Below are 25,801 nucleotides of genomic sequence, written 5' to 3' on the forward strand. Positions count from 1 at the left end.
CGGTGGACCCGGACGGCGGCAATACCGGCCACGACCCGGACCGGTTGCGAAGAAAATCGGACATATCGCGTTATCTTGCATGCGGTACTCACCCTGCCGCAGAGCGGTCTCACCCCCCGCGAGAGAAGCGATGCTCCAGGCCATCGGACTCACCAGCACACCCCGTCGAGATCTGCCGCCCCTCGTGGACGACCTCACCTTCGAGGCCCGCCCCGGGTGCGTGACCGCCCTGCTCGGAGAGCCGGGTTCGGGCAAGACCACCGCCCTGCGGCTCATGCTCGAACTCGAACCGGGCCGCGGCGTCACCTACTTCCGCGGACGCCCGCTGCACCGGATCCCGCATCCGGGCCGTGAGGTCGGCGTCCTCCTCGGAGACGTCCCAGGGCACCCGTCGAGGACGGTCCGCGGCCAGCTGCGCATGCTCTGCGCCGCCGTCGGCGTCCCGGCCTCCCGGGCGGACACCATGATGGAGGTCGTCGGCATCGCGGGCCTGCGCGACCAGCGGCTCGGCTCGCTCTCGGCCGGCATGGACCGCCGCGTCGGACTGGCGGCGGCCCTGCTCGCCGACCCGTGCACCCTGCTCCTCGACGAGCCGGCCGCCGGCCTCCCGCCCCGCGAGCGCGCCTGGCTGCACGGGCTGCTGCGCGGTCACGCCTCCCTCGGCGGGGCCGTGCTGTTCACCACTGCCGACGCGAAGGAGGCCGCCCGCAGCGCGGACCGGGTCGTCTCCATCGCCTCGGGCCGGCTCGTCGCCGACCAGGAGGCCGCGGACTTCGCCCGCACCCGGCTGCGCCCGCGCGTCGCCGTGCGCACCCCGCACGCCGCGCGGCTGGCCGACGTACTGGGCCGGGAGGCCCGGGCCGCGCACCGCGCCGTCGAGATCGTCGAGGAGAGCGGCAGCCGGCTCTCGGTGTACGGCAGCAACTGCGCCGAGGTCGGCGAGGCGGCGTTCCGGAACGGCGTCCTGGTTCACCAGCTCGCCGACGAGACCGGCGACGCCGGAGCCCCCGTCACGCCCGTACCGCAGGCCCGCACCGGGGCCGGCGGGGCGGTCAAGGCGGAGGCGCGGGTCGAGGCCGGAGCCCCGCGCCGGGCCGGAGCGGGCGCCGCCGGCCCCGACACCCCCGCCGACCCCCTCCCGGACCCGCGCCACGCCCCCGCCGGCGCCCCCGGCGGCGGGTTCCGCTCCGAGCCGGGCGGCGCGCCCGCGTCGTGGCCCGCGCCCGGGCCGGAGTCCGAAGGCCGTCCCGCCACCGGGGCGCGCCCCCTTCACGCCCGCCCCGAGCCCCCCGTCTCGGCAGTGCGCCGCGTGGGCGGGCCGCTGCGCCCCCTGCGCTACGAACTGCGCCGCGTCTTCGGCACCGCCACGCCCTTCCTCACCGCCGCCCTCGTCGTCACCGTCTCCGCCCTCACCGCCCTGGTGCTCGCCCGGGCCGGCCACCTCCCCCGCAACCGGGTCCTCGCCGCCTGGCCGGAGCTGGCCCCGCTGCCTCCCGCCGCACTCGGGGCGGGACTGCTCGGAGCCCTGGCCTTCGGTGAGGAGTACCGCTACCCCGCCCTCGCCGCCGACCGGGGCACCGTCCCGCGCCGCCTCGGACTCCTCACCGCCAAGCTCGGCGTCTGCGCCGCCCTCGCCCTGCTGCTCGGCGCCCTCGCCGTCACCGCCGACGCCGCCGCCCTCCGGCTCGTCTTCGGGCGCGGCCCCCTGGGCACCTGGGAGGAATGGGCCGAACCCGCCGCGAGCTGGGCGGGGCTGCTGGTCGGCTGCGCCTGGGCCGGGGTGCTCGCCTCCGCGGTGTTCCGCTCCGCGTCGGCCGGCCTGGCCGCCGTGCTCGCCGTACCGGTGATGGTCGTACCGCTGGTGCGCAAGGCGTTGGAGGGGCCATCCGCGTACCCGGTGAGCGGGTTCGCCTCGCGGCTGCGCGGTCTGGCCTCGGCGCCGTGGCCCGCGGAGTCGGACCGGTACGTCCTGGGGGCCTTCCGGGTGATGGCCCAACCCGTGGGCGCCGCCCTCGTGTTGTCGTTGATGGTCCTGTTGTGCGCCTATGGGTTCACAGGACTGCGCGGTCGGGTCCGTTGGTGATCGTTCCGATGCGGTAGCCGACTCCGTCGGGACCGGAGAAGTCCGCTTCGCGCCCTCTCACGCGAAGCGGACCGCAACTCCCCGCAAAGCGCCCGGTTCCTTACGATAAGTCGTCAATTGCGTAGGTGGCACCGATCACCCTTTCGTGTGCTTTTCACCAAAGACCTCAAGGGCGGTGGAGGCGCGGCCGACAAAGGATTCGTGAGTACCCTTGCGCACACCATGATGACCGCCGCCCGCCATGCCGACACCGGCCTCGCCGGCCCGGGCGAACTCGACCGCTACCCCTATGCGGAGGCCTCCGGGACCGAGCGGGTCGGACCGCCCCACTGGGACGGCGCCGACGTCGAGTTGAGCCGTGTGGGCCGCCGGGCGGCCGGCAGCCGCGGCCGCGGGCTGCACGGCCAACTCGTCCAGCAGCTCGGCCAGATGATCGTCTCCGGCGACCTCGGCGCGGACCGGCCGCTGGTCCCCGAGGAGATCGGCCAGCGCTTCGAGGTCTCCCGTACGGTCGTCCGCGAATCGCTGCGGGTCCTGGAGGCCAAGGGCCTCGTCAGCGCCCGCCCCAACGTCGGCACCCGGGTCCGGCCGGTCGCCGACTGGAACCTCCTCGACCCCGACATCATCGAGTGGCGCGCCTTCGGCCCCCAGCGCGACGACCAGCGCCGCGAGCTCAACGAGCTCCGCTGGACCATCGAGCCCCTGGCCGCACGCCTGGCCGCGGGCCACGGCCGCCCGGACGTCCAGCAGCGGCTCTCCGACATGGTCGAGATCATGGGCCACGCCCTCGGACAGGGCGACGCGATCACCTTCGCCCGCGCCGACAACGAGTTCCACGCCCTGCTGATCCAGGTCGCCGGCAACCGCATGCTGGAGCACCTGTCGGGGATCGTCTCCGCCGCCCTCCAGGTCTCCGGCAGCCCCGTCACCTCCTGCGACCGCCCCAGCGAGACCTGCGTGGCCCACCACGCGCGAATGGTCGAGGCCCTCGCCACCGGTGACAGCACGGGTGCCGAGAGCGCCATGCGCCAGCTCCTGACGGTGCATCCGGAGGTCGAGCGCGTGGTGCCCGCCCCGCGCGAGCACTGACCCGCCGGCGCACGGGGGCGTGGAGGTGCAGCACCGGTCGCCGGGCCCGTTTTCGGGCCCGGCGACACCGGTGTGCGGAGGGTGTCACGACCCCGGTGTGACTTGGGCCACGAAGATTGGGCGTAACGCTCTGCGACGTCACGCGATGACCTAAGCGGTGATGGCCGACGGAGGGAAACAGCAGCCCTTGGGGTGCTGTGCAGCTCCCCGGCCCCTGCCCGCGCCCCCGGCCCATCCCCAGTCGGTGGTCGTCGGCTCCGGTCCAGCACCAGGCCGGGGTCGGAACCCGTTCCCATCGTTCCGAGAGGTTGTTCGTGTCGGCCAGCACATCCCGTACGCTCCCGCCGGAGATCGCCGAATCCGAGTCTGTGATGGCGCTCATCGAGCGGGGCAAGGCCGAGGGGCAGATCGCCGGCGATGACGTGCGTCGGGCCTTCGAGGCTGACCAGATTCCTGCGACCCAGTGGAAGAATGTCCTGCGCAGCCTCAACCAGATCCTCGAGGAAGAGGGTGTGACGCTGATGGTCAGTGCCGCAGAGTCGCCCAAGCGCACCCCACGCAAGAGCGTCGCAGCGAAGACCCCCGCCAAGCGTACGACGACCAGGACCGTCGCGGCCAAACCGGCGGCGGCTCCGGCCGCGGCCGACACCCCGGCGGAGGCCGGACCGACGGAACCCGACACGGCCGACGCGCTCGCCGCGGAGCCCGCTGCCGAGCCCGCCGCGAAGAAGACGGCGGCCCGCAAGACGGCGGCCAAGAAGGCCGCGCCGGCGAAGAAGGCCGCCGCGAAGAAGACCGCGGCCAAGAAGACGGCCGCCAAGAAGGACCTGGCCGAGGGCGAGGAAGAGGCCGTCGAAGAGGGTCCCGACGCGGTGAAGGCCGAGGCCGAGGAAGAGGACGAGAGCGGGGAGAACAAGGGCTTCGTCATCTCCGACGACGAGGACGACGCCCCGGCCCAGCAGGTCGTCGTGGCCGGCGCCACCGCCGACCCCGTCAAGGACTACCTCAAGCAGATCGGCAAGGTCCCCCTCCTCAACGCCGAGCAGGAGGTCGAGCTCGCCAAGCGCATCGAGGCGGGCCTGTTCGCCGAGGACAAGCTGGCGAACTCCGACAAGCTGGCGCCCAAGCTCAAGCGCGAGCTGGAGATCATCGCCGAGGACGGCCGCCGCGCCAAGAACCACCTGCTGGAGGCCAACCTCCGCCTCGTGGTCTCCCTGGCCAAGCGTTACACGGGCCGCGGCATGCTCTTCCTGGACCTCATCCAGGAGGGGAACCTGGGCCTGATCCGCGCGGTCGAGAAGTTCGACTACACCAAGGGCTACAAGTTCTCCACCTACGCGACCTGGTGGATCCGCCAGGCGATCACGCGCGCCATGGCCGACCAGGCCCGCACCATCCGCATCCCGGTGCACATGGTCGAAGTGATCAACAAGCTGGCCCGCGTGCAGCGCCAGATGCTCCAGGACCTGGGCCGCGAGCCCACCCCGGAGGAGCTGGCCAAGGAACTCGACATGACCCCCGAGAAGGTCATCGAGGTCCAGAAGTACGGCCGCGAGCCCATCTCCCTGCACACGCCGCTCGGCGAGGACGGCGACAGCGAGTTCGGCGACCTGATCGAGGACTCCGAGGCGGTCGTCCCGGCCGACGCCGTGAGCTTCACGCTCCTCCAGGAGCAGCTGCACTCGGTGCTCGACACGCTCAGCGAGCGCGAGGCCGGTGTGGTCTCGATGCGCTTCGGGCTGACCGACGGCCAGCCCAAGACCCTCGACGAGATCGGCAAGGTCTACGGGGTCACGCGCGAGCGCATCCGGCAGATCGAGTCCAAGACCATGTCGAAGCTGCGCCACCCGTCGCGCTCCCAGGTGCTGCGCGACTACCTGGACTGACCGGACCGCAGGGGCGTACGGCGGTGGCCGCGCGGGTGCGCACGGCCACCGGGCATCCCACTCTGGGTGGAGTCATGCACACTCGGAGTCAGGAGGCCCCATGCGTCGTCCCTTCGCCCGTGCCCTGGCGGGCGCACTGACCCTGGTGGCGGGAGCGGCCGTGGCGCCGCTGGCCCACGCGCCCACGGTGGCGGCGGACAGCGTCGTCATAGGCGGGAAGCCGGTGAATGTGGCCGACAGTCCCTGGGTCGTGGCCCTCGCCAGCCGTGACCGGTTCGGGGGTATCCGGGACGGGCAGTTCTGCGGGGGCGTCCTCGTCGCCCCGACCACGGTGGTGACGGCGGCCCACTGCCTGGGCCGCCAGGTGCTGGGCGGGCCCGTCGACTCCGTCGCCGACTTCCGCGTGATCACCGACCGTACGGAGCTGCGCTCCCCCGAGGGGCGGGAGATCGCGGTCCGCGCGGCCCGGGTGAACCCGGCGTACGACCCCGGGACCAACGCCGGCGACCTCGCCGTACTGGAACTGGCCGAAGCGGTTCCGGCAGACCACGTGCTCCCCATGGCCGGAGAGGGCCACCCCGGCTACGACGCCGGCACCGGGGCGGCCGTGTACGGCTGGGGCGACACGAGCGGGTTCGGCGACTACGCGTACGGGCTGCGGGCGGCGCAGGTCACCGTGCTGGACGACGAGACCTGCCTACGGGCCTACCCCGGTAACGCGGACGGCCGGTACCGGGCCGACTCCATGGTGTGCGCGGGCGACCGGTCCGGAGGAAAGGACGCCTGCCAGGGGGACAGCGGCGGCCCGCTGGTGGCCCGGGGGCGGCTCATCGGACTGGTGTCCTGGGGGCGCGGCTGCGGGCGCGCGGACAGCCCGGGCGTGTACACGCGGATCGCCCCCCTGATCGCATTCGTGAGCGGCTCCGAGAGGGGCCGACGGCCGAGCGGGGTCTAGGGCCATCACGCGGGACGTCCGCAGGGGCCCCAGGAGCCCGTCACGGCCCGGCACGGGGGTGCGGGGTCGTGACGGGGCCTCGGAGCGGGGCCCGCGCCGGAGGGGGCAGGGCCTCGGAGTCCGGATGTCCGGACATGAGGACGGGCGGCGTCTCTGGGTCTCAGAGACGCCGCCCGTCGACCGGCCTTGCCGGTCCTGGCTCGTCGGATGCGAGGGCAGGCCTTGTGTCAGCGGTCCTCGGGGTCGGCTGCGTGGGCGGCCGGAGCGGACGTCAGCCGCTCGGTCTCATCCTGTATTTCCGCGGCGATCTTCTTGAGTTCCGGCTCGAACTTACGCCCGTGGTGGGCGCAGAAGAGCAGTTCACCACCGCTCAGGAGGACGACGCGCAGATATGCCTGGGCGCCGCAACGGTCGCATCGGTCAGCGGCCGTCAGCGGGGTCGCGGGTGTCAGAACAGTAGTCACGTCGCCTCTTCTCTAGCTCGACGAGCTGTCGTACCAGGGTCAACATCCAACCAGGCCGAAAACGTTCCCGCTCGCGGCTTTTCCTCGAAACTTCCTTCCGAAGCTGGCCGGCTGCTGCCGGTTGGCGGCGAAGGAGCCGTATTGCGTTGCTTTACGGTTTCGCGTTGTCAGTCGTTCGCTTGTAGCAGTTCTCGTCCTCCCCGGCGTGAGTGCCGGTTGTTCATGAGGACGTGCCCGAACCCTAAATGGTTCATGCCTGGAAGGGAACGTGATGTTTGCTTCACCCTCACGAGGGATCGAACATCCGTGCGGATCTGCACTAGGCTGTGGAACGCGCGAGGGTGGCGTTGCATCGGCTCTACCAGGCCTCGGTACCCTTCGACGGGCAACCGAGCCACTCCTGCGCCCCAGTGGGCCAGAAAAGAAATTCAGCGAGGAGCGAACTGCGTGACCGCCGACACGTCCGTGCCTTCCAGCGCGCTGCTGTCCGGAGCAGACCGGGACGGTTCCAACTACACCGCGCGGCACCTGCTCGTCCTCGAGGGTCTTGAGGCCGTCCGCAAGCGCCCCGGCATGTATATCGGCTCGACCGACAGCCGAGGCCTCATGCACTGCCTCTGGGAGATCATCGACAATTCCGTCGACGAGGCCCTGGGCGGCTACTGCGACCACATCGAGGTCATCCTCCACGAGGACGCCTCGGTCGAGGTCAGGGACAACGGCCGGGGCATCCCGGTCGACGTCGAGCCCAAGACCGGCCTGTCCGGCGTCGAGGTCGTCATGACCAAGCTGCACGCCGGCGGCAAGTTCGGCGGCGGCTCGTACGCGGCCTCCGGCGGCCTGCACGGCGTCGGCGCCTCCGTGGTCAACGCCCTGTCGGCCCGCCTCGACGTCGAGGTCGACCGCGGCAGCTCCACGCAGGGCATCAGCTTCCGGCGCGGCGTGCCCGGGCTCTTCACCGAGCAGGGCCCCGACAGCCCCTTCGATCCGGCCAGCGGCCTGCGCAAGATCAAGCGGATCGCCAAGGGCAAGACCGGCACCCGGATCCGCTACTGGGCCGACCGCCAGATCTTCCTCAAGGACGCCCGCCTCTCCCTGGAGACGCTCTACCAGCGCGCCCGCCAGACCGCCTTCCTCGTGCCCGGCCTGACCATCGTCGTCCGCGACGAGCGGGCCATCGACGGCGCAGGCAAGACCGAGGAGACGTTCCGCTACGACGGCGGCATCAGCGAGTTCTGCGACTACCTCGCCCAGGACAAGGCCGTCTGCGACGTGCTGCGCCTGACCGGCTCGGGCACCTTCAAGGAGACCGTCCCGGTCCTCGACGACCGCGGCCACATGACCCCCACCGAGGTCACCCGGGAACTGGGCGTGGACATCGCCCTGCGCTGGGGCACGGGGTACGAGACCAACCTCAAGTCCTTCGTGAACATCATCGCCACCCCCAAGGGCGGCACCCACGTGGCCGGATTCGAGCGGTCGGTCACCAAGACGGTGAACGAGGTGCTGCGCTCCGCGAAGCTCCTGCGCGTCGCCGAGGACGACGTCGTCAAGGACGACGCCATGGAGGGCCTGACGGCGGTCGTCACCGTCCGCCTCGCCGAGCCCCAGTTCGAGGGCCAGACGAAGGAGGTGCTCGGCACCTCCGCGGCCACCCGCATCGTCGCCGCCGTCGTCGCCAAGGAGCTCAAGGCCTTCCTGACCTCCACCAGGCGCGACGACAAGCAGCAGGCCCGCGCCGTGATGGAGAAGATCGTCGCGGCCGCCCGGACCCGGATCGCGGCCCGCCAGCACAAGGAGGCGCAGCGCCGCAAGACCGCGCTGGAGTCCTCCTCGCTGCCGGCCAAGCTGGCCGACTGCCGCAGCGACGACGTCGACCGCAGCGAGCTCTTCATCGTCGAGGGGGACTCGGCCCTCGGTACGGCCAAGCTCGCCCGGAACTCCGAGTTCCAGGCGCTGCTGCCGATCCGCGGCAAGATCCTCAACGTCCAGAAGTCCTCGGTTTCGGACATGCTCAAGAACGCCGAGTGCGGCGCGATCATCCAGGTCATAGGAGCCGGCTCGGGCCGCACCTTCGACATCGACGCCGCCAGGTACGGGAAGGTCATCATGATGACCGACGCCGACGTCGACGGCTCCCACATCCGCACCCTGCTGCTGACGCTCTTCCAGCGGTACATGCGGCCGATGGTCGAGGCGGGCCGGGTCTTCGCGGCCGTTCCGCCGCTGCACCGGATCGAGCTGGTCCAGCCCAAGAAGGGCCAGGACAAGTACGTCTACACGTACTCGGACCACGAGCTGCGCCAGACGCTGCTGGAGTTCCAGCGCAAGAACATCCGGATCAAGGACGCCATCCAGCGCTACAAGGGCCTCGGCGAAATGGACGCGGACCAGCTCGCGGAGACCACGATGGACCCCCGCCACCGCACCCTGCGGCGGATCAACATCGGCGACCTGGAAGCGGCGGAGCAGGTCTTCGACCTGCTCATGGGCAACGAGGTGGCCCCGCGCAAGGAGTTCATCACCAGCTCCGCCGCGACCCTGGACCGTTCGCGCATCGACGCCTGATCCGCCCGTCCGGCGCTCTTCGCTCCCTCACCTGATGGAGTGAAGAGCGCCAGGACACCAGTCCGGAAAGCGACCTTCGGCACATCCTTGTGAGCACGCGGCCAATGCGGCAGCGGACAAGGAGAGTTCGGTGGACAAGCACGAAGGTCGTGAAGCCGGAACGATCCGGCTGGACGACCCCTGGTACGACGCCCTGGCCGTGGGCTGGGGCGAGGGCGCGGAACCCTTCCCGCCGCGTCGGCCCACGTCGGACCGGAGCGCCCCGGGCGCGTCCGACATCTACCTGGAAGTGCAGCGCAGCGCCGCGTTCCAGGAGGTGCGGGGCCGGTACCGGAGGTTCGTCGTCCCCGCGACCGCCGGCTTCCTCCTCTGGTACGTCGCCTACGTGATCGCGGCCACCGCCGCGCCCGGGCTGATGGCCCGGCCCGTGGTGGGTTCCTTCAACGTGGCCCTGCTGGCGGGACTCGGCCAGTTCCTCAGCACCTTCCTGCTGACTTGGGCCTATGCCCGGCACGCGCGGCTGCGCCGGGACAGCGCCGCGCTCGACCTGCGCTGGACCGTCTTCGAACGCGAACGCGGCCAGGAGCGCACCCGCACGAGCCGGGGGGAGGACCAGTGACCTCCGAACACCAGGCCCTCGCCCTGATCCTCTTCAGCCTGTTCATCGCGGTCACCCTCGGCATCACCACCTGGGTCAGCCGCAGGAGGCACGGCTCGGCGGAGGAGTTCTACGCGGGCGGGCGACTGTTCTCCCCGATGGAGAACGGTTTCGCCATCGCCGGCGACTACATGTCCGCCGCCTCCTTCCTCGGGGTCTCCGGGCTGATCTCCCTCTTCGGCTACGACGGCCTGCTCTACCTGATCGGCTTCCTCGTCGCCTGGCTGATGGTGCTGTTCCTGGTCGCCGAACTGGTGCGCAACTGCGGGCGCTTCACCCTCGCCGACGTGGTCGTCGCCCGGATGAGCGAGCGGCCCGTGCGGATCGCCGCCGGGACCTCCTCGGTGGTGGTCTCGGTGCTCTACCTGGTCGCGCAGATGGTCGGCGCGGGCAGCCTGGTGGGCCTCCTCCTCGCGGACGCGGGCCCCGGCGCCCGGACCCTGACGGTGGTCGGGGTCGGCGCGCTGATGGTGGTCTACGTGGCCTTCGGCGGGATGCGGGCCACCACCTGGATCCAGATCGTCAAGGCCGTCCTGCTGATGGGCGGGGCGGTCGCCCTCACGGTGCTGGTCCTGGTGCGCTTCCACGGGAACCTCGACCAGCTCCTGTCCGGCGCCGCCGAACGCAGCGGGCACGGGGCCCGGTTCCTGAGCCCCGGCCTCAAGTACGGCGGGGGCTGGACCGCGCGCGTCGACTTCATGAGCCTGGGCCTCGCCCTGGTCCTGGGGACGGCGGGGCTGCCCCACATCCTGTCGCGCTTCTACACCGTGCCGACCGCGCGGGCCGCCCGCCGGTCGGCGGTGTGGGCGATCGGGCTGATCGGGGGCTTCTACCTGATGACGATCGTGCTCGGTTTCGGGGCGGCCGCGCTGGTCGGCCCCGACGCGGTGCGGGCGTCCAGCGCCTCCGGGAACACGGCCGTGCCGCTGCTGGCCGGCATCCTCGGCGGGGGAGCCGACTCCACCGGGGGCGCGGTGCTGTTCGCCCTCGTGGCCGCCATCGCCTTCGCGACGATCCTCGCCGTGGTCGCCGGGATCACGCTGGCCTCGTCGGCCTCCGTCGCGCACGACCTGTACGCCTCCCTGCGGCGCCGGCGGGCCCGGCAGCGCAGCGAGGTGGCCGTGGCCCGGGTCTCCGCCGTCGGGATCGGGGCGGTGGCCATCGCCCTGGGGCTGCTCGCCGAGGACATGAACGTGGCCTTCCTGGTGGGGCTGGCCTTCGCCGTGGCGGCGTCGGCGAACCTGCCGGTGCTGCTGTACTCGCTGTTCTGGCGGGGTTTCACCACCCGGGGGGCCGTGTGGTCGGTGTACGGGGGGCTGGTTCCGGCGGTGCTGCTGGTCGTGCTGTCGCCAGTGGTCTCGGGGAGTCCCGGCTCCCTCTTCCCTGGCCTGGACTTCCAGTACTTCCCGCTGCAGAACCCGGGGATCGTCTCGATCCCGCTCGGCTTCCTGGCGGGCTGGCTGGGCACGGTCACCTCCGCCGAGGAGCCGGACGAACGCAAGTACGCGCAGACGGAGGTCCGCTCCCTGACGGGGGCCGGCGCGGTGTGAGCCCTGCGGGGAGCGGGTTCAGGGGCCGGCCGACGGGAGCCAGGTGTAGCGGTGTTCCGGCCGGCCGGTCTCGCCGTAGCGCAGGGCCAGGGAGACGCGGCCGGCGCGGTCTAGGAGCTTCAGGTAGCGCTGGGCGGTCTGGCGGCTGATGCCCGCGCGCTCGGCGATCTGCTGCGTGGACAGGGGGCCCTCGGCCGTGCGCAGGACCCGGCGGACCAGATCCGCGGTGGTGGGGGAGTGCCCCTTGGGGAGCTCGTTGGGGGTGCCGGCCGCGGCGAGGGCGCCGAAGATCCGGTCGACCTCGGCCTGTTCGGCCTCGCCGCCGCCGGACAGGGAGCGGCGCAGGGCCGCGTAGGCCTCCAGCTTGGCGCGCAGGCCGGCGAAGGTGAACGGCTTGACCAGGTACTGGAGGGCGCCGAGCCGCATGGCCGCCTGGACGGTGGCCAGGTCGCGGGCGGCCGTGACCATGATCACGTCGGTGTGCCGGCCCAGCTGGCGCAGGCGGCGCACCAGGTCGAGGCCGGTCCCGTCGGGGAGGTAGTGGTCGAGGAGGACCAGGTCCACCGGGCGGGTGGTGAGGAACTCCAGGGCCTCGGCCGCCGAATGGGCTTCGCCGGACACCGCGAACCCGGGAACCTTCGCCACGTACGCCGCGTTGATACGGGCAACACGCATGTCGTCGTCGACGACCAATACGTGGATCGGGGACTCGTTCACCGCAGGGCCTCCGGAAGTACGACGGAGAACTCCGCCCCTCCGTCCTCTGTTCCGCCGGCCCGGACGCTGCCGCCCTGCCGCTCCGCGAGGCGGCGTACGAGGGCGAGGCCCAGCCCGCGCTCGCGGTGGGCCCGGGGCTGCTTGGTCGACCAGCCCTCCGTGAAGATCTCCTCGCGGCGTCCGGCGGGGATCCCGGGGCCGCTGTCGCGCACCCGCAGGACGGCGGTGCGTCCTTCCGTGCGGATGTCGACCTCCACCAGGGGCGCGGCGGAGCCCGCCGCCGCGTCCAGGGCGTTGTCGACGAGGTTGCCGAGGATCGTGACGAGGCCGCCCGGGTCCACCAGGCGGTCGGGGAGGAGGGAGTCCGGGGCGAGGCGCAGCGGGACGCCGCGCTCCGCCGCGACGGTGGCCTTGCCCACCAGCAGCGCCGCCAGCAGGGGGTCGTGGACCTTCTCGGTGACCTGCTCGGCCGTGGTCCGGTGCACGCCCACGACCTCCGTCACGAACGCGACGGCTTCCTCGTGCAGGCCCAGTTCGAGGAGGCCGAGGAGGGTGTGGAGGCGGTTGGCGTGCTCGTGGTCCTGGGCGCGCAGGGCGTCGATCAGGCCCTTGGTGGAGTCGAGCTCGCGGCTCAGGTGCTCCAGTTCGGTGCGGTCGCGCAGGGTGGCGACGGCGCCGCCGTCGGCGGTGGGCATCCGGTTGGCGACCAGGACGCGCGGGCCCTGGACGGTCAGCAGGTCGCGGCCGGTGACGCGGCCGGCCAGGACGTCGCTGGTGCGGCCCGCGCCGAGGACCTCGTCCAGCGGCCGCCCGGCGAGGGTGTCCGCGCGGTCCTGGGTGAGGCCCAGCAGCCGGGCCGCCTCGTCGTTGACGAGGCGTACCCGGTCGTCAGGGTCGAGGGCGATCACGCCCTCGCGGATGGAGTGCAGCATCGCCTCGCGCTCCGCGAGGAGGGCGGCGATGTCGGAGAAGGCCAGGTCCCGGGTCTGCCGCTGGATCCGGCGGGAGAGGAGGTAGGCGGCGAGCGCCCCGGCCGCCAGGGCGCCGCCGGCGTAGGCGAGGAGGCCGGGGATGGCGCCGACCAGCCGGTCGCGGACGCTGTCGTAGGCGATGCCGACGGAGACCGCTCCGACGATCTCGCCGTCGGCGGCGACGAGGGGGACCTTGCCGCGGGCGGAGCGGCCGAGGGTGCCCTGGTCGATCTCCATCACCTCGTGTCCGGCGAGCGCGTCGCTGGGGTCGGTGGAGACGGGCAGGCCGATGCGGTCCGGGCTGGGGTGGGAGCGGCGGATCCCGTTCAGGTCGAGGACGACCACGTACTCGGCGCCGGTCGCGCTGCGGATCCGTTCGGCGGCGGCCTGGACGGGGCTGTCGGCCGTGGGCCCCGACCGCAGGAGGTCGGCCGCCAGGTTCGGGTCCGCCGCCGCGCTCTGCGCGATGGCCAGCGCGCGCCGCATCGCCTGGTCGTCCAGCTGGTGGCTCAGGGGTGCCAGGAAGAGGCCGGTGGCCAGGAGGAGGACCCCGGCGGCGATGGCCAGCTGGGTGAGCAGGATCTGCGAGACGGCCCGTCGGGGGAGCCCGAGGCGCCGCGTGCGCAGGGGGAGGAACCGCATGACCAGTAACGGTAGGTCCGCGGGCGCGGAAGCGGAATGTCCGTCGCTCAGTCCTGCCCGGGCGGTCACCGACGGTGAGCTCTGTCTTTCGGCAGAGGGGCGGATCGGCCGTGAGGCGCATGCCGTCGGCGCTCGCGGTATCGATACTGGTCAGCGTGGTAGGCACTGGTCTGTTTCGTCCCCGTCGTCCCGTCCGCGGCCCGGTGCGCGCGGCCGCGGAGACGGCCTGGGTACTGCTCGCGGGGCTGTGCGTCTGGGCGGTGGTCGCGCGCCTCGGCGATCTGCCGCGCCCGGACGTCCAGCTGGCCGCCCTGACCGTCGGCGCGGCGCTCTTCCCGCTGCGCCGACGCTTCCCCGAGGCCGTCCTCCTCGTCCTCGCGGCGCTGACCGGTCCGGCGTTCTGCCTCGCCCCGGTCACCGCGGCGACCGCCTACACGGTGGCGCGGCGGACGGTCCGGGCGCGGCGGCGGGCCCGGCTGCTGGCCGCGGCGGCCGCCCTGCTGGTGGTGTGCGCGAGCGTGTCCGCGCCCTGGCTCGGCCCGGGGCCGGTGCCGTACGGGCCGGCGCTCGGGCTGGTCCTCGTACCGATGGCCGTGCTCGTCCCCGGCCTGGTCGGCACCTCCTACGGGCAGCAGCGGCGCCTGGTGAGGGCGCTGCGCGAGCGCGGGGACGCGGCGGAGCGGGCCCGCCGGTTCGCCGACAGCGAGGCCCGCATCCACGAGCGCTCCCGGATCGCGGCCGAGATGCACGACCTGGTCGGGCACCGGCTCAGCCTCATCTCCCTGCACGCCGGCGGACTGGAGCTGGCCCTGGCGCAGGCGGACCCCGAGCTGCGGGAGGAAGCCGTCCTGGTGCGGCGGACCACCCGGGACGCCATGCGCGAGCTGCGCCAGACCCTGGGCGTGCTCGGGCCGCTGGGCCGGGACACCGGCGCGGAGGCGCTGACCGACGCCACGGGCACCCGTGCCGACGTCGAGGCGCTGGTGGCGGAGTCCCGGGACGGCGGGGTCGCCGTGCGACTCGAATGGACGGGGCCGGACCTGGACGCCCGTCCGGCGGGGGTGCGGCGGGCGGTGCACCGGGTGGTGCGGGAGGCCCTGACCAACGTGCACCGGTACGCGGCCGCGGCGCACGTCGCCGTGACCGTCGCGCACGGTGCGGAGACGGTACGGGTCACCGTTCGCAACGGCGCCCCGCCCACGTCCCCCGCCCCCGGTCCCGCCGAGAGCCTGGGCACCGGCCGCGGGCTGACCGGCCTGAGGGAGCGGGTGGAGCTGCTGGGCGGTACCTTCGCCGCCGCCGAGCTGCCGTCGGGCGGGTTCCGGGTGGAGGCGGTCCTGCCGGCAGAACCCGGGGACTCCCCCGCGCCCAGGCGGGAGGGGCCGGACGCGGCCTCCGGCACCGCCGGGCGGGTCCAGGGCGGCGCCGCGCCCGAGCGGGGGACCGCGCAGGTGCTGACGCTGGCCCTCGGCATGGTGGCGCTGAGCGTGCTGACCGTCCTCGGAACCCTTTTCGTCTACGGCACCGCGCCGCACCGGGACGCCGGGCCGCGTCCGCTGCCCCGGGTCGGCATGACCTACAGCGACTTGACGGGAGCCGGCGTCCTGGACAACGGAGCGGTCCGGGCCGCGGCCACCGGCCACGAGCCGCCGCGCCCGCCCGGAACGGCCGGCTGCGTCTACCCGTTCAACGGGGCCACCGAGGCCCGCCCCGGCTCCCTGGCCATCGCCCGCTACTGCTTCGACGCCGCGCAACGCCTCATCGCCATCGACCGTTTCACCGTCCCGTCGGTCCGGGACGCCACACCCTGGGAGATCCCGTGACCGAGCCCGCCCACCCGATCCGCGTCCTGCTCGCCGACGACGAGGCGATGATCCGTGCCGGAGTGCGCCTGATCCTCCGGCACGCCGAGGGCATCGAGGTCGTCGCCGAGGCCCCCGACGGACGACAGGCCGTCGAACTGGCCGCCGTCCACCGCCCGGACGTCGTCCTGCTGGACATCCGGATGCCGGTCCGCGACGGACTGGCCGCCATCGCCCCGCTGCTCGCCCTCGACCCGGCTCCGCGCGTGGTGATGCTGACGACCTTCGGCGACGACGACAACGTCCTGCGGGCGCTGCGGGAGGGCGCCGCCGGGTTCCTGCTGAAGGACGAGGGCCCGCAGGAGCTGATCAGCGCGGTACGGGCGGCCGCCGCCGGGGACGCCGTGCTCTCCCCGGGGGTGACGGGCGCGGTGATCTCCCGGATGCTGACCGCCGGGGAGCCGCGCGGCGCCGGCGGCGCGCCCGAGGACGACCGGATCGCCCGGCTGACCGGCCGGGAGCGCGAGGTCCTGACGATGCTCGGCGAGGGCCTCTCGAACCAGCACATCGCCGAGCGGCTGGGCATCGGCACCGGCACCGTGAAGACCCACGTCGGGGCCATCCTCGACAAGACGGGTTCGACGAGCCGGGTCCAGGCGGCGCTGCTGGCCCACCGGACCGGCCTGGCCCCCTGATCCCCGTACCCCTCCCGGGGCAGAGCCCCGTCGGCCGGGCCTCTGCCCTTCGGCAGAGGGCGAGGGCCCGGCACCGGTCTTTCGGCAGAGGGCAACTCCCGCCTCCAGGCCGATGTTTACGCAGGTCAGGGGCGTGACGATGGATCCATGTCGCAGAACTTCCCTCCCTCGCCCTCCCCTTCCCGTTCCTCCGGTGCGGCCCTCGCGGAGCCGGCCGCCCGCGCCGTGGGCCTGACCAAGACGTACGGGAAGGGCGAGACCCGGGTCACCGCGCTGGACGCCGTGACCGTGGACTTCGCCCGGGGCCGGTTCACCGCCGTCATGGGCCCCTCCGGTTCCGGCAAGTCCACCCTGATGCACTGCATGGCCGGCCTGGACCCCGTGACCTCGGGCTCGGCCCGGATCGGCGGGGTCGAGCTGTCCTCCCTGAACGACCGCCGGCTGACGCGGCTGCGCCGGGAGAAGGTCGGGTTCGTCTTCCAGGGCTTCAACCTGATGCCCACCCTGACCGCGCTGGAGAACATCACCCTGCCGCTGAGGCTGGCCGGCCGACGGCCGGACGCCGCCTGGCTGGACACCGTCGTCGCCACCGTCGGCCTCTCGGGCCGGCTCGCCCACCGCCCCGCCGAGCTCTCCGGCGGCCAGCAGCAGCGGGTGGCGGTCGCCCGGGCCCTGGTGTCCCGGCCGGACATCGTCTTCGCCGACGAGCCGACCGGCAACCTCGACTCCCGCTCGGGAGCGGAGGTGCTCGGCTTCCTGCGCGACTCGGTGCGCGAGCTGGGCCAGACCGTGGTGATGGTGACCCACGACCCAGTGGCGGCTGCCCACGCGGACCGGGTGGTGTTCCTCGCCGACGGGCGCCTGGTGGACGAGCTGCACGAGCCGACCTCCGGCGCCGTCCTCGACCGGATGCTCGCCTTCGAGGCCCGCGGCCGCACCTCCTGACCGTCCGCCGGCAACCGCCGAGTCCCCCGGCGTCCGCCGGCCGCTCCCGTCCCCCGCGCCACACACCTTCCGAAAGCCCACCATGCTGCGAACAGCCCTGCGCAACGTCCTCGCGCACAAGGCCCGTCTGGCCATGACCGTCCTCGCGGTCTGCCTCGGGGTCGCGTTCATCTCCGGCTCACTCGTCTTCGCCGACTCCACCACCGCCGCCTACCGCGCCTCCATGGCGAGGAACTACGCCGGCATCGCCGTCACCGTGGACCCCAAGTACCCCATCGGCGCCCCCGCCGACCAGCGCGAATCCGTCCTCGACGACGCGCTCGCGACCAAGCTCGCCGCCGTCCCCGGAGTCAGCGCGGCCCGCCCGGCCGTCGACGGCTCGGCCACCCTCGCCGCCAAGGACGGCACTCCGATGCGCGCCGACGACGCCATGGGCAAACTGGCCGCCGCCTACGTCCCCGGCCCCGACGGCAAGGACAGCCGCTACCCCCTGACCGCCGGCCGCGCCCCGCGCACCGCCGGCGAGGTGGCCCTCGACCGGGGCACCGCGGCCGCCGGCGGATACGCCCTGGGCGACACCGTCAGCCTGGCCATCGACGGCCCCGTCCTGCGGATGCGGCTGGTCGGCCTCGTCTCGACCCAGGACACCCGGGTCACCTCCGGCGGCACCCTCGCCGTCCTCGACAAGGCCACCGCCCAGGAGCTGTTCGCCACGCCGGGCCGCTACACCGGGATCGACCTGTCCGCCGCGCCCGGCACCGACCAGTACGACCTCGCCCGCCGCGTCGGCGCACTGCTGCCGGCCGACCGGGCCGAGGCGACCACCGCCACCGCGCTGGCCAACCAGCAGTCGGTTTTCATCGACACCAAGACCGCCAGCTACTCCCGGCTGCCGCTGATCTTCGCGGTGGTGTCGCTGTTCATCGGCTCCTTCCTCATCATCAACACCTTCACCATGCTGGTCACACGGCGCTCCAAGGAGATCGCGCTGCTGCGCGCGATCGGCGCCACCCGCCGGCAGGTGGTCGGTTCCGTGCTCGCCGAGGCGGCCCTGGTCGGGTGCGTCGCCTCCGTGCTCGGCTTCGTCCTCGGGCTCGGGGTCGCCACCGGCCTGCCCGGCGTGCTCGGCAGCGCGGACGATCTGCTGCCGCAGGGCCCGCTGGTGATCGGACCCGCCCCCGTGCTCGCCTCCCTGGCCGTCGGCGTCGGCGTCACGGTCCTCGCCGCGTGGCTGCCCTCCCGCCGGGCGGCCCGGATCGCGCCCGTCGAGGCCATGCGCACGGCCGAGCAGCCCCCCTCCGCCGCGCTGTCCCGGATCCGGGGCGCGGCCGGGGCGCTCGTCCTCCTCGTCGGCGCCGGACTGCTGGTCTCGCTGGGCGGCGCCGAGGACGCCTCCGACGCGAACCTGCGGACCGCGATGTTCGGCTGCGGGATCCTCGTCACCGGGCTGATCCTGCTGGCCCCGCTGCTGGCGGGCCCGGTCATCCGCCTCTTCGGCCGCCTCACCGGCCGGTTCGGGGTCGCCGGGGACCTGGCGAAGGACAACGCCCTGCGCGACCCCCGCCGTACCGCGGCCACCGCCGTCGCCCTGATGATCAGCACCGCGCTGGTGTGCGGACTCGCCGTCATCGAGCACTCCTCCAGCCGGGCCCTGGACTCCCAGGCCGCCGCGGGCCTGAGCGCCGACTACGTGATCAGCACCCGGGGCGCCACCACCGCCATCGACGCGGCCGCCGTCCAGCGGGTCGCCGCCGTGCCCGGAGTCTCGACCGCCTCGGCCGTGGCGGACTCCACCTTCTCGGCCGGGGCCGGCGCCCGGCAGGTCTCCGGCGTCGACCCGAAGACCGTCGGGGCCGTCATGAAGCTCCGCTTCACCAGCGGCTCGGCCGAGGGCATCGGGCCCGGCCGGATCGCCGTCTCCAGCAGCTTCGCCCGCGAGAACCGGGTCGTCACCGGCGGGCGGATCAACGGGAGCATCGGGCCCGGGCAGGGTGACCGCGACCAGCCGTTCACCGTGGTCGGGATCTACGAGGACAACCCCACCGCCCAGGACGTGCTCGCCGACCGGGCTGACGTCCAGCGGCACGGCTACCTGCGCGACTCCGTCCAGCGCGTCCTCGTACGGACCGGTGCGGGCGCCGCGGACCTGGAGAAGCGGCTGCGCGCGGCCGTGGACGACAGCCCCCTGCTGAAGGTGCAGGACCGCGGACAGCTCGTCCGGGAGCAGGCCGGTGTCGCCGGCGACCTGATCACCATGGTCTTCGGACTCCTCGCCATCGGCGTGGTCATCTCCGCGCTCGGCATGGTCAACACGCTCGCCATGTCGGTCGCCGAGCGCACCCGGGAGATCGGCGTCCTGCGCGCCATCGGGATGGACCGCGGCGGGATCCGGCGCATGATCCGCCTCGAATCGCTCACCGTCGCCGCCTACGGCACCCTCCTGGGCCTGGCGGGAGGCCTGTTCGGGGCGTGGAAGGTCAGCGGGCTCGCCAACGGGGCCATTCCCCAGTACGCGTTCTCCCTCCCCTGGGGGACCCTCGCCCTCGTGGTCGTCCTCTCCCTCGCCGTCGGCGCCGCGGCGGCCGCGCTCCCGGCCCGGCGGGCCGCCGCACTCGGCCCCCTGCGCGCGGTCTCCGACGCCTGATCCCCCTTCGCCGGGCCGGAATCCGCCGGTCCGGCTCAGGTGGGGCCCCTCACGAGGTGGCTACGCGTACCGGGGTCAGGGGATCGGGCGGGGCGGCCGCGGGCCCGTGTAGTGGCCGCTCGGGCGCATCCGCAGCGGACGCTCCTGGTACTCCTCCAGCGCGTGCGCGATCCAGCCCGCCGTGCGGGCCACCGCGAACACTGTCTCCCCGGCCTCGGCGGTCATCCCGCTGGACAGCGTCAGCACCGCCAGCGCCAGGTCCACGTTCGGGTGCAGTCCGTGCCGGGCCATCACCGCCGCCACCTCCCGGGCCGCGCCCAGGGCGGGGGCCGCCAGGGGCAGTTCCTCCAGCCGCCCGAACAGCGCCCGCGCCCTGGGGTCCTCGCCCCGGTACAGGCGGTGCCCGAACCCCGGCACCCGCCGCCCCGCGCGCAGGTGCTCCGCCACCACAGGCGCGGCGCCGCCCCGCTCCGCCACCTCCGCCAGCATCCGGTGCGCGAGCCGCCCCGCCGCCCCGTGCAGGGGGCCTTCGAGCGCGCCCAGCCCGGCGGAGACCACGGCGTACGGATGGGCCCGCGCGGAGGCTGCGACCCGTACGGCGAGGGTGGAGGCGGCCAGGTCGTGGTCGACCAGCAGGGCCAGCGCCAGGTCCAGCACGTCCAGGGCCGCCGGGTCCGGCTCCTGCGGGCTCAGCCGGGACCACAGCCCCCAGGCGAGCCGCCCGTCACCCGGGAGCGCCGGGGCGGCCTCGGGCAGGGCGCCGACCAGCGTCGGGATCAGGCAGCGCGCGGAGCCCAGTACGGCCTCCTCGGACAGGTCGAAGCGCAGCGGGTCCGCCACCGCGGCGGCGGCGACCGCCACCCGCAGCCGGTCCAGCGGCCCGCTGTGCCCGGGCAGCGCGGCCACCGCCCGGCGCGCGGCCGCCAGCGGCTCCGGGGGAGCGGTGAACCGGGCGCCGTGCGGCAGGGTCCCCGTCCAGAGCCACTCGGCGACCTCCTCGTAGGCGTACCGGGAGGCCAGCTCCACGGCGTCCACGCCGCGGAAGAAGTACCGGTCGTCCTCGATGAGGGTGAGGGCGGTCCGTACGGCCAGCTCCCCGGCGGCGGGGCCTGCCGCCTCCCGCCGGCTGCGCCGGGCCAGCGCCTCCACCTCGGCGGCGTCGAAGGTGCTGCCGCGCCCGGCACCGTCGCGCCGGCTGCCGAGCTGGCCCCGGCTGACGTACGCGTACACGGTCGCGGGCTTCACCCCGAGGAGCCGGGCGGCCTCCTGGGTGGTGATCCGGTGGGGGAGGGCTTCGCCCGGAAGGCCGGACGGATGATCGCTCATGACATCCAGGATACATATATTGATTCAATCAACATTGACATCGATCCATTCAAGGATGGATGGTCAATCCATGAACACCACCGTCGAAGTACCCCGCGGTCTCGCGGGAGTCGTGGTCACCGAGACCCAGCTCGGTGACGTCCGCGGCCGCGAAGGCTTCTACCACTACCGCCAGTACTCCGCCGTCGAGCTGGCCGGCTCCCGCACCTTCGAGGACGTCTGGCACCTGATGTTCCGCGGCGCCCTCCCGGCCGGCCCCGCCGAACGCGCCGCCTTCGCCGCCGAGATCGCCCCGCTGCGCCACCTGCCCGCCGAGGTGCGGGACGCCCTGCCCGCCCTCGCCCGCGCCACCGCCCTCTCCGGACCGCTCGCCGGACTGCGCACCGCGCTCTCGCTCCTCGGCGCCTCCGCGGGCTTCCGCCCCGTCTACGACCTCGACCCCGGCCGCCGGGCCGCCGACGCCCTCGCCGCCTGCGCGGCCGTGCCGACGCTGCTCACCGCCCTGCACCGGCTCGGACAGGGCCTGGAGCCGGTCGGCCCGCGCGACGACCTCCCGTACGCCGCCAACTACCTGTGGATGCTGACCGGCGAGGAGCCCGACCCCGTCAAGGCCCGCGCCGTCGAGCGGTACCTGATCTCCACCGTCGACCACGGCTTCAACGCCTCCACCTTCACCGCCCGCGTCATCGCCTCCACCGGCGCCGACGTCGCGGCCTGCCTCACCGGCGCGATCGGCGCCCTCTCCGGGCCGCTGCACGGCGGCGCGCCCAGCCGGGCCCTGGACACCCTGGACGCCATCGGCACGGTCGACCGCATCGGGCCCTGGATCCGCGCGCGGGTCCTCGCCGGCGACCGGATCATGGGCTTCGGACACCCCGTCTACCGCACCGAGGACCCGCGCTCGCGGATGCTGCGGGACATCGCCCGGCAGTTCGGCGGGCCGCTCGTGGACTTCGCCGTCGAGGTCGAGCGGCAGGTGGAGGAGATCCTCGCCGAGCTCAAGCCGGGCCGGGAACTGCACACCAACGTGGAGTTCTACGCGGGCGTGGTCATGGAGCTGTGCGGGCTGCCGCGCGAGATGTTCACCCCCACCTTCTGCGCGGCCCGCGTCGTGGGCTGGAGCGCGAACGTCCTGGAACAGGCCGCCGACTCGAAGATCATCCGGCCGGCCGCGCGCTACACCGGCCCCACCCCGCCCCAGCCGGTACCCCCGCTGGGCTGACTACGATCGTCCGGGTGAACAGCGTCCAGCCCATCCCCGTCGTCGTCCTCTCCGGATTCCTCGGCTCCGGCAAGACCACGCTCCTCAACCACCTGCTCACCCATCGGGGCGGCACCCGGATCGGGGTCGTCGTCAACGACTTCGGCTCGATCGAGATCGACGCGATGTCGGTGGCCTGCCAGGTCGGCGACTCGATGGTCTCCCTCGGCGGCGGCTGCCTGTGCTGCGCCGTCGACGGCAGCGAGCTGGACGCGTACCTGGAGAAGCTCGCCGCGCCCGTCCACCGGATCGACGTCATCGTCATCGAGGCCAGCGGGCTCGCCGAGCCCCAGGAGATGGTCCGGATGCTGATGGCCAACGAGAACCCGGCCGTCCGCTACGGCGGCCTCGTGCAGGTCGTCGACGCCGCCGAGTTCGACGCGACCCGGGCCGCGCACCCGGAGACCGACCGCCACCTGGGCGTCGCCGACCTGGTGGTGCTCAACAAGACCGACCGGGTGGACGCCGCCGAACGGGCCCGGATCGAGGCGGAACTCGCCGCGCTCGCCGCCCCCGGCACCCCGCTGGTCGGCGCCGACCACGGGCGGATCGACCCGGAACTGCTCTTCGACCGCCGCCCCTGGACCGAGACCCGCGGCCAGCTCTCCTTCGAGGACCTGCTCGCGGAGGCCGGGGAGCACGCACACGAGGACGAGGACGACAAGCACGCCGGGCACGCCCACGCGGCGTACGAGAGCGTCTCCTTCACCACCGACCAGGCCCTCTCCCCGCGCCGGTTCATCGACTTCCTCGACCGCCGCCCCGCCGGGCTCTACCGGGTCAAGGGCTTCGTGTGGTTCGGGGTCCCCGGCCATCAGGAGCGCTACGAGGTCCACGCGGTCGGCCGCTTCCTGCGGTTCGACCCCGGCCCCTGGGGGCGGGGCGAGCCGCGCCGGACGCAGCTCGTCCTGATCGGCAGGGGCATCGACGGCGGGGACCTCCTGGACGGACTGGAGGCCTGCCGCGAACCCGACCCCGGGCGGGCCCGCCCCGAGAGCATGTGGGGCGTGCTGCGCTACGTACCCCGCCCGGTGACGGAGGAGGCCCCGTCCGACGGCGCCGGGGAGGAACCGGCCTAGGGTCTGTCGTCAAAGTGCCGTCTGCCCCGCGACGCTCCCCCAGCTACCGCTGGGAGGTGCCCCCAGGCACGCACTCTCGCCGCACCGGGTGCAAGACCGAGTACGCCCAGTACGAGGTCTTGCGCCCGGCGCACCGAGAGCACGCACCAGACGCCGCGGGGCCGCCCTCCGGGCGACGACGGGACTTTGACGACAGACCCTAGGCGACCTCGACGCCGTACTCGCGCAGCAGGTCCTCCAGGCCGCCGCGGTAGCCCTTGCCGCCGATGACGAACTTCCAGTCGCCGTTCGGGCGGCGCCGGAACGAGCCCAGGACCAGGGCGGTCTCGCCCGCCCGGCCGTCGGAGACCTCCAGCCGGTCGATCTCCTGTCCGGAGGCGTCCAGCAGCCGGATCCGGGCGTCGGTGAAGCCCGCCAGGTCGGCGTGCGGATCCGCCTCCGGGTCGATCGCGGCCACCAGCACCAGCCGGTCGGCGTGCTGCGGCAGCGCGTCGAAGCCGACCTCGACGGCCGCCTTGTCGGGCGCCGCGTGCGGGCGCGAACGCACCGAACCGTCGGGGGTGCGGGGGTTGTTGAAGAAGACGAAGTGGTCCTCGGTCAGTACCCGGCCGCCCTCGCAGACCAGCGCGCACACGTCGAGCGCGACCCGGCCCGACCAGGACATCCCCAGCACGTTGAACCCGTCGGGTACCGGAGCCACCGCCGGCACGGTCGGGGTGTCGGCCGGGAAGCGGGTGGCGGGCAGGGTGGGCGTCTCCGGCCCCGCGACCCGCTGGGCCGGCACCGCGCCGCCGCCGAGCCGGCCCCGCAGCCCGTACCGGTGCAGCAGCTCCACCAGCTCCACCCCGGGAACCAACTCCAGCGGCTTTCCGTTGGCGAAGGTGTACGACCCGGGCCCGAAGGACGCGGTGGTGACGAGCACCCCCTTGTTCGCCCCCTTGTCCTGGACCGTGCCGTACAGGTCCCGTACCGCCGTCGGCGGCACGGTGTTGCGGTAGCGCTTGACCTGCACCACGATCCGCCCGCCCCGGATCGGGGCCGGGTCCAGCGCCTCGACGTCCACGCCGCCGTCGCCCGACCGCTGCGTGGTCACCGCCTCCATGCCCATCGCCCGGAACAGCTCGGCGACCAGGTTCTCGAAGTCGATCGGGTCCATCTGGAAGAGGTCCGGCTCGTCCTCGCCGCCGCCGTCGCCGTGTCCGCCGTGGCTGACGACGCCCCCGCCGACCTCGCCCGGCCGGCGGCCCGCCCGTACGGCCGTGAGCTGGTCCGGCCGCGCGGACAGCTGCCCGCGCAGCCCCTCGACCAGACAGTCCACCGCGCTCACCTGCTCCAGCCGCAGCCCGGAGAAGGCGGTGCGCGGCGCCTGCACGGTGGCCAGGACGATCTGCGCCTCACGGCCCGTCACCGGATCGTGGTCGTCCACGAACCCGTTGACCACCACCGAGTCCAGCGCCCCGAACTCGTCCGCCGCGTACACCTCGTGCAGCACCAGCAGCAGGCACTGGGCCAGCAGGTCCCGGTACAGCGCCCGGCGCTGCGTCGCGGGCCGCGCCGTCTCCTTGTCCTGGTCCGTGCTCGGCATGTACCGCACGGACTTCGCCTCCGGCACCACCTCGTACCGGGGCAGTTCCCAGTCCAGCACCAGCTGCCGCATCGCCGGGTCGTACGCCGCGGACACCTGGTGGGGCAGCTCCTCGGGCCAGGCCGTCGAGGCGTACAGGGCGGCCGAGAAGTACTCCACCGCCGCCTCCGGGTCGCCCGCGCGCAGCGAGCCGGCCAGCTCGGTCAGGCCGCCGTTGTGCCGGCGGATCCCGGCGAGCTGCTCGGCGGCCCACTGGTCGTACTGGCGCCGGTACGCCTCCAGCTGCCGCAGCCGCTCCTGCTCCGCGGCGTGCGCCGCCTGCCAGGCCTGCGTGTACCGGTCGTGGGCCTCCCGCTCCGCCTGGGCGCGGCGGCCCAAGCCGAGGGTCCAGCCGCTGTTCTGCTGCTGGAAGTCCCGCAGCTGTGGCATCGGCACCGGATGCGCGAGCGGGCCCGGGGCGAAGGGTTCGAGCTGCTCGGAGCGGACCAGGGAGGCCATCCGGAACGCCGGCGCCCGGCACCCGGAGGCCAGCAGCCCCTGCAGGACGGCCACCTCCGCGTCGAGCCGCTCGGTGGCCCGTCGCGCCTCGGCCTCGCGGTGCTGCTTGTAGGCGGCCTGCTGCTCGCGCTGGCTCCGGGCCACGTCACGCTCGTAGGCCCGCTGCCGGCGCTCCGCCTCACGCTGCTGGATCAGCTGCGTCCGCTGCTGCTGCCGCTGGGCCTCGGCCCAGACACCGATCAGCCCGCTCGACCGACGACTCATCAGCTCTGCTCTCCCCCCACCCGCGTGTACCGGGAAAACAGTAGTCGGCGCACGGGGGCGGCGGGCCCGGGTCAACGCGAGGGGCGGGCGCCGAAGACGCCCGCCCCGCCCGCCGTACG

The 25,801-nt window shown here is 73.7% G+C and carries 18 protein-coding genes; 13 read left to right on the forward strand and 5 right to left on the reverse strand.

Annotation, left to right across the window (positions count from 1 at the left end; translation table 11 throughout):
* Positions 1 to 130 precede the first annotated feature (130 nt).
* The 4 genes from AB0F18_RS07000 to AB0F18_RS07015 all read left to right on the forward strand — a co-directional run bounded on the left by AB0F18_RS07000 (position 131) and on the right by AB0F18_RS07015 (position 6,013).
* Positions 131 to 2,083 carry an ATP-binding cassette domain-containing protein gene (locus AB0F18_RS07000; RefSeq protein WP_362055791.1) on the forward strand — a complete coding sequence of 651 codons (1,953 nt, stop codon included), beginning with the start codon at positions 131 to 133 and terminating at the stop codon, positions 2,081 to 2,083.
* Positions 2,084 to 2,284: 201 nt separating this feature from the next.
* Entirely contained in the window at positions 2,285 to 3,172 is an 888-nt protein-coding gene (locus AB0F18_RS07005; protein WP_362055793.1) for a FadR/GntR family transcriptional regulator, read from the forward strand.
* Positions 3,173 to 3,486: 314 nt separating this feature from the next.
* Positions 3,487 to 5,058 carry an RNA polymerase sigma factor gene (locus tag AB0F18_RS07010; protein WP_362055795.1) on the forward strand — a complete coding sequence of 524 codons (1,572 nt, stop codon included), beginning with the start codon at positions 3,487 to 3,489 and terminating at the stop codon, positions 5,056 to 5,058.
* Positions 5,059 to 5,158: 100 nt separating this feature from the next.
* Positions 5,159 to 6,013, forward strand: a complete 855-nt coding sequence (locus tag AB0F18_RS07015; RefSeq protein WP_362055797.1) for a serine protease — start codon at positions 5,159 to 5,161, stop codon at positions 6,011 to 6,013.
* A gap of 227 nt (positions 6,014 to 6,240) precedes the next feature.
* Here AB0F18_RS07015 and AB0F18_RS07020 read toward each other — a convergent pair whose 3' ends face one another.
* On the reverse strand, positions 6,241 to 6,477 hold the full coding sequence (locus AB0F18_RS07020) for a hypothetical protein (protein WP_351880652.1): 237 nt from the start codon (positions 6,475 to 6,477) through the stop codon (positions 6,241 to 6,243).
* Positions 6,478 to 6,924: 447 nt separating this feature from the next.
* Here AB0F18_RS07020 and AB0F18_RS07025 point away from each other — a divergent pair, with 447 nt between their 5' ends.
* The 3 genes from AB0F18_RS07025 to AB0F18_RS07035 all read left to right on the forward strand — a co-directional run bounded on the left by AB0F18_RS07025 (position 6,925) and on the right by AB0F18_RS07035 (position 11,253).
* On the forward strand, positions 6,925 to 9,045 hold the full coding sequence (locus AB0F18_RS07025; protein WP_362055799.1) for a DNA topoisomerase IV subunit B: 2,121 nt from the start codon (positions 6,925 to 6,927) through the stop codon (positions 9,043 to 9,045).
* Positions 9,046 to 9,175: 130 nt separating this feature from the next.
* Entirely contained in the window at positions 9,176 to 9,664 is a 489-nt protein-coding gene (locus AB0F18_RS07030; RefSeq protein ID WP_362055801.1) for a DUF485 domain-containing protein, read from the forward strand.
* The gene (locus AB0F18_RS07035) at positions 9,661 to 11,253 is read left to right on the forward strand and encodes a cation acetate symporter (protein WP_362055803.1); all 1,593 of its coding nucleotides are present in this window, start codon (positions 9,661 to 9,663) and stop codon (positions 11,251 to 11,253) included. The genes AB0F18_RS07030 and AB0F18_RS07035 overlap by 4 nt, the downstream gene beginning before the upstream one ends.
* A gap of 18 nt (positions 11,254 to 11,271) precedes the next feature.
* Here the strand turns inward: AB0F18_RS07035 and AB0F18_RS07040 are convergent, their stop codons facing one another.
* Positions 11,272 to 11,970 (reverse strand): response regulator, encoded by a 699-nt coding sequence (locus AB0F18_RS07040; protein WP_362055805.1) that lies wholly within the window; start codon positions 11,968 to 11,970, stop codon positions 11,272 to 11,274.
* Positions 11,967 to 13,583: a sensor histidine kinase gene (locus AB0F18_RS07045; RefSeq protein WP_362055807.1), complete on the reverse strand. Its 1,617-nt coding sequence runs from the start codon at positions 13,581 to 13,583 to the stop codon at positions 11,967 to 11,969. The genes AB0F18_RS07040 and AB0F18_RS07045 overlap by 4 nt, the downstream gene beginning before the upstream one ends.
* 119 nt (positions 13,584 to 13,702) lie before the next feature.
* On the opposite strand from AB0F18_RS07045, the gene AB0F18_RS07050 reads away from it, so the two are divergent.
* The 4 genes from AB0F18_RS07050 to AB0F18_RS07065 all read left to right on the forward strand — a co-directional run bounded on the left by AB0F18_RS07050 (position 13,703) and on the right by AB0F18_RS07065 (position 19,669).
* Entirely contained in the window at positions 13,703 to 15,406 is a 1,704-nt protein-coding gene (locus AB0F18_RS07050; protein WP_362055882.1) for a histidine kinase, read from the forward strand.
* A complete protein-coding gene (locus AB0F18_RS07055) occupies positions 15,403 to 16,080 on the forward strand; it encodes a response regulator transcription factor (RefSeq protein WP_362055809.1) in 678 nt (225 codons plus the stop codon). The genes AB0F18_RS07050 and AB0F18_RS07055 overlap by 4 nt, the downstream gene beginning before the upstream one ends.
* A 147-nt stretch (positions 16,081 to 16,227) precedes the next feature.
* Positions 16,228 to 17,025, forward strand: coding sequence for an ABC transporter ATP-binding protein (locus tag AB0F18_RS07060; protein ID WP_362055811.1), 798 nt, complete (start codon positions 16,228 to 16,230; stop codon positions 17,023 to 17,025).
* Between the two features lie 82 nt (positions 17,026 to 17,107).
* Positions 17,108 to 19,669 (forward strand): FtsX-like permease family protein, encoded by a 2,562-nt coding sequence (locus tag AB0F18_RS07065; protein ID WP_362055813.1) that lies wholly within the window; start codon positions 17,108 to 17,110, stop codon positions 19,667 to 19,669.
* Positions 19,670 to 19,744: 75 nt separating this feature from the next.
* On the opposite strand, the gene AB0F18_RS07070 is transcribed toward AB0F18_RS07065, so the two are convergent.
* Positions 19,745 to 20,995 (reverse strand): citrate synthase, encoded by a 1,251-nt coding sequence (locus AB0F18_RS07070; protein WP_362055815.1) that lies wholly within the window; start codon positions 20,993 to 20,995, stop codon positions 19,745 to 19,747.
* A 55-nt stretch (positions 20,996 to 21,050) separates the two neighbouring features.
* Between AB0F18_RS07070 and AB0F18_RS07075 the strand changes: the two genes are divergently transcribed.
* Entirely contained in the window at positions 21,051 to 22,217 is a 1,167-nt protein-coding gene (locus AB0F18_RS07075; protein WP_362055817.1) for a citrate synthase/methylcitrate synthase, read from the forward strand.
* A 14-nt stretch (positions 22,218 to 22,231) separates the two neighbouring features.
* Positions 22,232 to 23,335: a GTP-binding protein gene (locus AB0F18_RS07080; RefSeq protein ID WP_362055819.1), complete on the forward strand. Its 1,104-nt coding sequence runs from the start codon at positions 22,232 to 22,234 to the stop codon at positions 23,333 to 23,335.
* 199 nt (positions 23,336 to 23,534) lie between these two features.
* Here AB0F18_RS07080 and AB0F18_RS07085 read toward each other — a convergent pair whose 3' ends face one another.
* Positions 23,535 to 25,682 (reverse strand): restriction endonuclease, encoded by a 2,148-nt coding sequence (locus AB0F18_RS07085; protein ID WP_362055821.1) that lies wholly within the window; start codon positions 25,680 to 25,682, stop codon positions 23,535 to 23,537.
* Positions 25,683 to 25,801 lie beyond the last annotated feature (119 nt).

It is taken from the genome of Streptomyces sp. NPDC029216 (genome assembly GCF_040648015.1).
GTDB lineage: Bacteria > Actinomycetota > Actinomycetes > Streptomycetales > Streptomycetaceae > Streptomyces.

What these genes read in the sequence shown, in the direction of transcription:
- AB0F18_RS07000 (WP_362055791.1), top strand. Translation starts at nt 131, where the DNA reads ATGCTCCAGGCCATCGGACTCACCAGCACACCCCGTCGAGATCTGCCG.
- AB0F18_RS07015 (WP_362055797.1), top strand. Translation starts at nt 5,159, where the DNA reads ATGCGTCGTCCCTTCGCCCGTGCCCTGGCGGGCGCACTGACCCTGGTG.
- AB0F18_RS07045 (WP_362055807.1), bottom strand. Translation starts at nt 13,583, where the DNA reads ATGCGGTTCCTCCCCCTGCGCACGCGGCGCCTCGGGCTCCCCCGACGG.
- AB0F18_RS07050 (WP_362055882.1), top strand. Translation starts at nt 13,703, where the DNA reads ATGCCGTCGGCGCTCGCGGTATCGATACTGGTCAGCGTGGTAGGCACT.
- AB0F18_RS07060 (WP_362055811.1), top strand. Translation starts at nt 16,228, where the DNA reads ATGTCGCAGAACTTCCCTCCCTCGCCCTCCCCTTCCCGTTCCTCCGGT.
- AB0F18_RS07065 (WP_362055813.1), top strand. Translation starts at nt 17,108, where the DNA reads ATGCTGCGAACAGCCCTGCGCAACGTCCTCGCGCACAAGGCCCGTCTG.
- AB0F18_RS07070 (WP_362055815.1), bottom strand. Translation starts at nt 20,995, where the DNA reads ATGAGCGATCATCCGTCCGGCCTTCCGGGCGAAGCCCTCCCCCACCGG.
- AB0F18_RS07075 (WP_362055817.1), top strand. Translation starts at nt 21,051, where the DNA reads ATGGATGGTCAATCCATGAACACCACCGTCGAAGTACCCCGCGGTCTC.
- AB0F18_RS07085 (WP_362055821.1), bottom strand. Translation starts at nt 25,682, where the DNA reads ATGAGTCGTCGGTCGAGCGGGCTGATCGGTGTCTGGGCCGAGGCCCAG.